This window comes from Pseudomonas emilianonis, assembly GCF_023072625.1.
GTDB classification, from domain to species: Bacteria; Pseudomonadota; Gammaproteobacteria; order Pseudomonadales; family Pseudomonadaceae; genus Aquipseudomonas; species Aquipseudomonas paraveronii.
The window spans coordinates 1-7,546 of the sequence record NZ_JAKNRV010000256.1 but is presented as its reverse complement, the minus strand read 5'-3'; the positions used below and the strand labels follow the sequence as shown (position 1 = coordinate 7,546).

Sequence of the window (7,546 nt, the reverse complement as noted above, 5' to 3'; positions counted from 1 at the left end):
TGGCGGGCAGCGCTTCGATCACCGGGGCGGGCGTAGCCGTAGGGGCAGGCGCGGGCGCGGGCTGCGGCGCAACCTTGGCGGTTGGCTGCGACGGATCGAGCAGGCGTTCCATCAATGCCACATACGCTTCGACATCCGCCGGCCCCACGGTATTGCCCGGCGTGGCGATGCGCATCAGCAGGTCGGTGCCTTGCAGCAACGCGTCGATATGCTCCGGTTGCAGATACAGGCGACCTTCCTGGGCGCTGACCAGGCAATCTTCCATGACATGCGACACGCTGACCCCGGCGTCCACCCCGACAATCCGCGCCGCGCCTTTGAGCGAGTGCGCAGCGCGCATGCAGGCTTCGAGCTGGTCAGCCTGGGTCGGGTTACGTTCCAGGGCCAGCAGGCCCGCGCTCAGTACCTGGGTCTGGGCATCGGCTTCCAGGCTGAACAACTCCAGCAGCGAGGCATCGCGCATCTGGTCGGGGGTCATGTGAGGCTCCGGGTCACGGCAGACAGCAACTGGGCCTCGTCCAGCCAACGCAGGCTGCGGCCCTTCCACTGCAACACACCCTGGGTGAAGCGGCCGCTGGCCTGGGTGCCGGAGGCTGACGCCGCCGTCAACGTCCGCTCGTCGATGGCATGGATACCGTCGACTTCATCCACCGGTACCACCACCGGGCCGTCCTGCGCGGCGATGATCAACATGCGCGGCATGATACGCCCGCCGGGGGTGCCGTGGCCGGTGGTGTCCAGGCCCAACAGCTCGACCAGCGACAGGCACGCCACCAGCGCACCGCGCACGTTCGCCACGCCAAGCAATGCGCGGGAACGTTGGTGTGGCAGGGAATGAATCGGTTGCAGCGGCGCCACTTCCACCAGGCAGCGGGTGGCGATCCCGAGCCATTCTTCGCCGAGGCGGAATATCAGCAGGGAACGGGTGACGATGTCTTCGCCGGCTTCGGCAGCGGCGACCGGGCGCCGATCGTCGTGCTGCAACGCATAGCGATCCAGCAAGCGGGTGGCGGCGGCAGAGTACACCGAGCAGTTGCGGCAGTGGATATGGTCCGCCAGCAACGGGCAGGACTTGTCACCGTGAATACCGATACGGTTCCAGCAATCGTCGATGGCCTGGGCGTCGGCTATCGTCAGGTCCAGGCCTGCAGTGTCGAGCGCGTTGGGGCTACTCATGGTTTTTGCTCACTGTCAGCTCGCTACGCGCGGCTCGCGCCTGTAAACGGCGCGCCCCCGCAGTGTCGCCCTGGGCTTCGAGCAGCCCGGCCAATTGCATCAGGGCCTGCGGGTGCTGCGGTTCCAGGTACAAGGCTTTTCGGTAAAACCCCTGGGCTTCCAGGGCGCTGCCGGCCACATCGCTGAGCAACCCCAACCAGTAAAACACCTGGGCGGCCGGCGGATGTTGGCTTAAATAGCGTTCGCAGGCGGCACGGGCTTCGGCGCTTTTGCCTTCGTTGGCCAGGATCGCGATCTGGTTGAGCAGGTCGCCAGCGTCCGACGCCGGCGCGCTGATCGGCACCACCTGCGCGCTGAACGTACTGAACGGGCGCGGCTTGGGCGGGATCGGTGCGACGCTGTGCCGAGGCGGGGGCGCGGGCATCGGCACAAAGACCGGCTCAGGCTTGACCGGCTCGGTGTGTCGGCTAAAGGCAAACGACTGCGGCACGCCGATCGAACGCATGCCATGCCGCCCCAACAGGCTGCCTTCGGCCGGGCCGATAAATAGCACGCCGTCCACATGGGTCAGGTTCTTGAGCACGTCGAACACTTGTTTTTGTGTCGGCTGGTCGAAATAGATCAGCAGGTTGCGGCAAAACACAAAATCGTAGCTCGGCTCATTGGCGAGCAACCCTGGGTCGAGCAGGTTGCCGACTTGCAGGCGCACCTGTTCGCGCACGCGGTCGTCGATACGATAGCCATCGGCCTGCTCGGTGAAGTGGCGGTCGCGAAACTCAAGGTCGCCGCCGCGAAACGAGTTGCGGCCATACACGCCACGCAGGGCACGCTCCACCGACAGCGGGCTGACGTCGATGCCCTGCACCTTGAACTGGTGCGGCGCCAGGCCGGCATCGAGCAAGGCCATGGCGATCGAATAGGGTTCTTCGCCGGTGGAACAGGGCAGGCTGAGAATGCGCAACGCGCGCAACTGGTTGATCTCGGCCAGACGCGCCTTGGCCAGGCGGGCCAGGGTCGCGAAGGATTCGGGGTAACGGAAAAACCAGGTCTCGGGCACGATCACCGCTTCGATCAGCGCTTGCTGTTCGTCGTGGGAGCGCTGCAGATGGTGCCAGTACTCATCCGCCGTGTGGGCCTCTACGGCCTGACTGCGCTGGCGCACGGCGCGTTCGATGATGGCTTCGCCCACCGAGGCCACATCCAGGCCGATGCGTTCTTTCAAGAAGGCAAAGAAGCGCGGGTCGTCGCTCATAGGCTCGACTCGGCAGAAAACAGCAAGGCGCGCACTTCATTGGTGAGCAGATCCGCGACGCCGATCCACTGCATCAAACCCAAGGCATCTTCACGCACCGGCCCCAGGTAGGGCGCCTGGGGATTGTCCAGACCGTATGGCTTGAATTGCGCCGGGTCGCAACGCAGGGTTTCGGTGGCCTGCTCCAGAATCAGCCCCAGCCAACGCGCCTCGAGCCAGGGCTCAGGTTTGTAGTTGACCAACACCAGCCGGGTACTGGTCCGCGCCTGGGCCGGCTTGCCGAAGGTCAAGGCACTGAGATCGACAACCGGCACCATCGCGCCGCGATGGGCAAAGATGCCCGCCACCCACAGCGGTGCATGGGCGAGGGGTTTGAGCGGCAGGCGCGGCAGTACCTCGGCCACTTCCGTGGCCTTGAGGGCATAACGTTCGTCGCCGATGTGGAACACCAGGAACAACGCCTTTTTCGCTGCCGGGACGGCGCCGTGTTTAGCCGCGAGGTCGCTCATCAGACTTTGAAGCGCGACACGCCGCCGCGCAGACCGACCGCAACCTGGCTCAGTTCATCAATGGCAAAGCTGGCCTGGCGCAAGGACTCGACCGTCTGGCTGCTGGCATCGCCCAATTGCACCAGCGCGTGGTTGATCTGCTCGGCACCGGTGGCCTGGGCCTGCATGCCTTCGTTGACCATCAACACCCGCGGCGCCAGAGCCTGGACCTGGTGGATGATCTGCGACAGTTGCTCGCCCACTTGCTGCACTTCGAACATGCCCCGGCGAACTTCTTCGGAGAACTTGTCCATGCCCATCACCCCGGCAGACACCGCCGACTGGATCTCGCGCACCATCTGCTCGATGTCGTAGGTGGCGACGGCGGTCTGGTCGGCCAGGCGGCGCACTTCGGTGGCCACCACGGCAAAGCCGCGGCCGTACTCACCGGCTTTCTCGGCCTCGATGGCGGCGTTGAGGGACAACAGGTTGGTCTGGTCGGCGACCTTGACGATGGTGACCACCACCTGGTTGATGTTGCCGGCCTTCTCGTTAAGGATCGCCAGCTTGGCGTTGACCAATTCGGCAGCGCCCATCACCGAGTGCATGGTTTCTTCCATGCGCGCCAAGCCTTGCTGGCCGGAACCGGCGGCGACCGAGGCCTGGTCGGCGGCGGTGGAGACTTCGGTCATGGTGCGGACCAAATCCTTGGAAGTGGCAGCGATCTCCCGCGAAGTAGCGCCGATCTCGGTGGTGGTTGCGGCGGTTTCCGTGGCCGTGGCCTGTTGTTGCTTAGAGGTGGCGGCAATCTCGGTGACCGAGGTCGTGACCTGCACAGACGAACGCTGGGCCTGGGACACCAGGGCCGTCAGTTCGGTCATCATGTCGTTGAAGCCGGTTTCGACAGCGCCGAATTCGTCCTTGCGCGCAAGGTTCAAGCGCTTGCTCAGGTCACCGGTACGCATGGTGTCGAGGATCTCGACGATGCGCTTCATCGGCGCGATGATTGTGCGCATCAGCAGCAGGCCGCACAGGCCGGCGGCGAAGATGGCGATGATCAGCGACACCGCCATGCTGATCTTGGCCGACAGGACCGACTCGTCGATGGCCGCCGTGGCGAGGTCAGACACGCTCTTGTTTTCGGTGATGATGTCATTGAGCTTCATGCGCCCTTCGATCCAGATCGGCGTCAATTGCTCTTCGAGCAAGACGTTCGCACCCGGCAGGTCATTGGCTTCAATGCGCGCCAGCACCTCGGCGAGGGCCTTGTTGTAGTTGATATGCGCCGCCTTGAAGTTATCGAACTCCATGCGATCAGCCTGGCTGTTGACGGTTTTTTCGTAGTTGGCTATCTGCTGTTCAATACGCGCTTCGAAGGACTTGAAGTCGGTCTTATCGGCACTGGTAAGGGTTTTATCTGCGCGCAGACCAATGATATCGATGGTCAGCAAATAGCTGTCGACCCACGCGCTGCGGATCATCGAACTGAGGTAAACCCCCGGCACAGCATCGTCCCGGACCGATTCCTGGCTGGCTTCGATCTTCAGCAACCGTGAGTAGGACACCACAACCATCAGCAGCATGATCGCGATAATGACCGCAAAGCTCGCCATAATCCGCTGGCGCAAGGTCCAATTCTTCACAGTGTTTCCTCGAGGGGCCATTCAAATGAGGGGGAGTATAGCTGAGCAGAAGCCCTCATTTATCAATGGGTTTCGATGTGGCGTACATAGAATGCAAAAACAGCCTCTAGGGATTAAAGAACCACCCTACATCAGACCAAGAAGCATCTGACTTCTCGCCTTTTCTCACCTCATCTAGCGTGCTCCTTCCTAAAGATTACAAAAGGATACATCTAGGATGGAGCGTTACCACATCACCGTAGGTGCTAAAACCACCGCCAACGGCACAGTGCGCACCGGCTGTACGAATTGCAGCATTAACGGAATGGACCAGGCACGCGAAGGCGATGAGGTTTATTGCCCGACCTGCGAGACCATTGGGGTGATCGTCTGCGACGGCCCCCGCCTGGTAGACACAACAAATGGACTTAACTTCGCGCTGGAAGGCGACCTCTGTTACTGCAAGTGCACCCCCCGCCCGCGACTGATTGCCAATCAGACGCTCAGCTCGCAGATTATCGAAGACACGCCTCAACCCCAAGCCAGAGCCGCCACGCAAGCCGCCACCCAATACACTGAATCCAGTACGCCCTCCTCTACCCACTTCACACCTACGCCCCGTCAGTTCACGCCAAGTCTCAACGAAGCACGGGGACCAACCTGCGAGAACATCTGGCGTGAGTATCAGAACCGAGCCGAAGCCATCGTGGCACCGGGTGGCGTGATGATTACCGATCCCAAAGCGCGTAACCGTGCCATCAATGCTGCCTACGCCCAGCTATGGGCCTGGATCAGCGTTTCCAGTGGGCCGGTCTTGCGGCGTTTGCGTCCAAGCAAGTGGGCTGTGGCCTGCTGCACGCGGCGCAATCCATCGAGAGGATTCAGGCGGAATATGAAGCTGCGGAGCAATTGCGAAGAAGTGCCCGGAAAGGGGTTTGGGGGTTGTTCAGCGCCGAGGAACGTGAACGGCAGGCAAAGCTGCGGGAGTATGAGCGGCGCCTGCGGGACCATGAACAAGCCAGCCGCAATAACCCAATGCCTGATGTTGATTGGCGGCGCGAGGGTGAACCGTTATCGAGCGTGCAGCAGCTTTATCAACATGTGTACGAGATGATGGCGATGGGAAATACCACGCTGTTTTTGGATGTGTTTCCGTTGCATGCGTTTTATAAGGAGCAGGGGTTGGGGTTGCTTGAGACCTGCCTGTCCGCGCGCCAGAACATTTTTGAGGATGGGCTACAGCGGGTGTTGTGGCCGGTGGGGCAGGATAAGTTGAGGTTTGGGGGGGATTACCCGGAAATATTGCATGCATTCAAGGCTATTGACGATGGAGACATTGCTAAAAGTGTTGAGCATCTGGCTGACCACGAACAACGAAACATTCTTCAACCGACCATGTACGGTGATCCAAAACTAGTGGCTCTGCTACGTAGCAACCATCTTTCATACGTCACGGGTATACCGTCCGGGATCGCTCAAGCCATTGAACTGACACTAGCAAACCAATGCAGCACCGCTGATGACGGTCGGACCATTGATTTCAGCAACAACCCCTTCGCCAATCTAGCCGATATCGACCAGCGTATGGCATTCGTGCTCAAGGCTGCAGCGCGGTTTCACACACTACTAAATAGCACTGAGCGGTATCGAATCGAACTCGAGCTAGAAGACATCGCTGAAAGCCGGGGGGGCCGATGAATCGAATCGCGAAGCTAGGTTGGCGACGTGGCGGAACGGGACTGGTCGTTGCAGCATCACTCATATGGGTAGCGATACGCCTGAGCGCGGAAGATCCGGAAATAGCACTGATGCTTGGCGAGCCCTGGGAAGACATGCGTCAGCGCTCCAGCGCAAGCATTGGCCCGGCGATTCCCGGACACCACTGGTTCAGAATGCCGAAATCCGATTCTCGACTTCGCTACATAGATCCAAAATACGGATTCGTAACCCCTTTGGCCCGCTTCTTCACGATAGGCTTCGATGATGAGCGAGTTGGCAGTATTCGTATGTCACCTCAAATCGAGCCACTATTGCTCGACGACACCCTCAAAGTCGTACTGGATTTGCAGGAGCAATGGCGCAAGGCGGGTTGGGCGCCCATCCGTGTCGCGTCCAACCCCCCATTCGCCGACACCCCGGAATGGCGTGCCCGGCTACGCAATGTGAACCGAGGCGGCACAGCCTATTGGCGAGCAAGTGACCAGTATCAAGTGATGCTGGTGGTTGGACGATTCAAGGACGATAGACGCCCCACAGAGGAGCGTTACCTCATGACGCTGCAACTGGCCACGCCATGGGGTCCTCCTTAACCGCACCCGATAGACCCATCACTACCTGATCGCGCCCATCCGTGGGAACGATCCCTAAAGCGTCGCCTGGCGCACCTGTTTCTCCAGCTCAACCTTCAAACCGGGCTCCAACTTAAGCTGCCGCGCCAGCTCATCCAGATACGCCTTCTCCATAAAGTTCTCCTCATCCACCAGCATCACACTGGCGATGTACATCTCGGCGGCCATTTCCGGGGTGCTTGCCGCCCGCGCCACGTCGGCCGGGTCGAGGGGTTTGTTCAGCTCGCCATGCAGCCAGCTTTGCAATTGGCGGTCGTTATCCAGCTTGGTGAACTCACCTTCGATCAGCGCGCGCTCGCGCTCATCCACATGCCCGTCGGCCTTGGCCGCCGCCACCAATGCCTTGAGGATGGCTTGGCTGTGTTGCTCGACTTGGGCCGGCGGCAGGCGGTCGATAGTTTGCGGCTCGCCTTGGGGCGCGCTGGCCTGTTGCGCCTGCCAGTTGCCGTAGGCTTTGTAGGCGATCACGCCCAATGCCGCCAACCCGCCATAGGTCAGGGCCTTGCCGCCGAATTTGCGCGCTTTTTTATTGCCCAGCAGCAGGTCCTTGATGTGCAGCAGGCCGACAAACTCGTTGCGCTGCGCGTCATACACCGGATAACGGCTGAATTTGTGGCGACGGAACAGCGCGAGGATTTCCTTGAGCGGGGCGTTGAAGTC

The 7,546-nt window shown here is 61.0% G+C and carries 8 protein-coding genes and 1 pseudogene; 3 read left to right on the top strand and 6 right to left on the bottom strand.

Features of this window, described 5'->3' with window-relative positions; translation table 11 throughout:
• The 5 genes from L9Z73_RS21370 to L9Z73_RS21350 all read right to left on the bottom strand — a co-directional run.
• Positions 1-478, bottom strand: a 478-nt coding sequence (locus L9Z73_RS21370) for an Hpt domain-containing protein (RefSeq protein ID WP_247405135.1), incomplete at its 3' end; no start/stop codon positions are given.
• Positions 475-1,176 carry a chemotaxis protein CheW gene (locus L9Z73_RS21365; RefSeq protein ID WP_247405132.1) on the bottom strand — a complete coding sequence of 234 codons (702 nt, stop codon included), beginning with the start codon at positions 1,174-1,176 and terminating at the stop codon, positions 475-477. The genes L9Z73_RS21370 and L9Z73_RS21365, both read right to left, overlap by 4 nt.
• Positions 1,169-2,428: a CheR family methyltransferase gene (locus tag L9Z73_RS21360; protein ID WP_247405129.1), complete on the bottom strand. Its 1,260-nt coding sequence runs from the start codon at positions 2,426-2,428 to the stop codon at positions 1,169-1,171. The genes L9Z73_RS21365 and L9Z73_RS21360 overlap by 8 nt, the downstream gene beginning before the upstream one ends.
• Positions 2,425-2,937: a chemotaxis protein CheW gene (locus L9Z73_RS21355; protein WP_247405126.1), complete on the bottom strand. Its 513-nt coding sequence runs from the start codon at positions 2,935-2,937 to the stop codon at positions 2,425-2,427. Before L9Z73_RS21355 ends, L9Z73_RS21360 begins: the two co-directional genes overlap by 4 nt.
• On the bottom strand, positions 2,937-4,559 hold the full coding sequence (locus tag L9Z73_RS21350; RefSeq protein ID WP_247405124.1) for a methyl-accepting chemotaxis protein: 1,623 nt from the start codon (positions 4,557-4,559) through the stop codon (positions 2,937-2,939). Before L9Z73_RS21350 ends, L9Z73_RS21355 begins: the two co-directional genes overlap by 1 nt.
• A 217-nt stretch (positions 4,560-4,776) precedes the next feature.
• Here L9Z73_RS21350 and L9Z73_RS21345 point away from each other — a divergent pair.
• The 3 genes and pseudogenes from L9Z73_RS21345 to L9Z73_RS21335 all read left to right on the top strand — a co-directional run.
• Positions 4,777-4,950 (top strand): annotated as a pseudogene (locus L9Z73_RS21345) (PAAR domain-containing protein); the annotation flags it as partial.
• Positions 4,951-5,318: 368 nt separating this feature from the next.
• Positions 5,319-6,236 carry a DUF2515 family protein gene (locus L9Z73_RS21340; RefSeq protein WP_345894178.1) on the top strand — a complete coding sequence of 306 codons (918 nt, stop codon included), beginning with the start codon at positions 5,319-5,321 and terminating at the stop codon, positions 6,234-6,236.
• Positions 6,233-6,847: a hypothetical protein gene (locus L9Z73_RS21335; protein WP_247405121.1), complete on the top strand. Its 615-nt coding sequence runs from the start codon at positions 6,233-6,235 to the stop codon at positions 6,845-6,847. Before L9Z73_RS21340 ends, L9Z73_RS21335 begins: the two co-directional genes overlap by 4 nt.
• 54 nt (positions 6,848-6,901) lie before the next feature.
• On the opposite strand, the gene L9Z73_RS21330 is transcribed toward L9Z73_RS21335, so the two are convergent.
• Positions 6,902-7,546: DUF533 domain-containing protein (locus tag L9Z73_RS21330; protein ID WP_247405118.1), on the bottom strand; the 645-nt coding region annotated here is incomplete at its 5' end.

Bases quoted from the DNA above. Each gene is read 5' to 3' on its own strand.
- L9Z73_RS21365 (WP_247405132.1), bottom strand. From the start codon at position 1,176: ATGAGTAGCCCCAACGCGCTCGACACTGCAGGCCTGGACCTGACGATA.
- L9Z73_RS21360 (WP_247405129.1), bottom strand. From the start codon at position 2,428: ATGAGCGACGACCCGCGCTTCTTTGCCTTCTTGAAAGAACGCATCGGC.
- L9Z73_RS21355 (WP_247405126.1), bottom strand. From the start codon at position 2,937: ATGAGCGACCTCGCGGCTAAACACGGCGCCGTCCCGGCAGCGAAAAAG.
- L9Z73_RS21340 (WP_345894178.1), top strand. From the start codon at position 5,319: ATGGGCCTGGATCAGCGTTTCCAGTGGGCCGGTCTTGCGGCGTTTGCG.
- L9Z73_RS21335 (WP_247405121.1), top strand. From the start codon at position 6,233: ATGAATCGAATCGCGAAGCTAGGTTGGCGACGTGGCGGAACGGGACTG.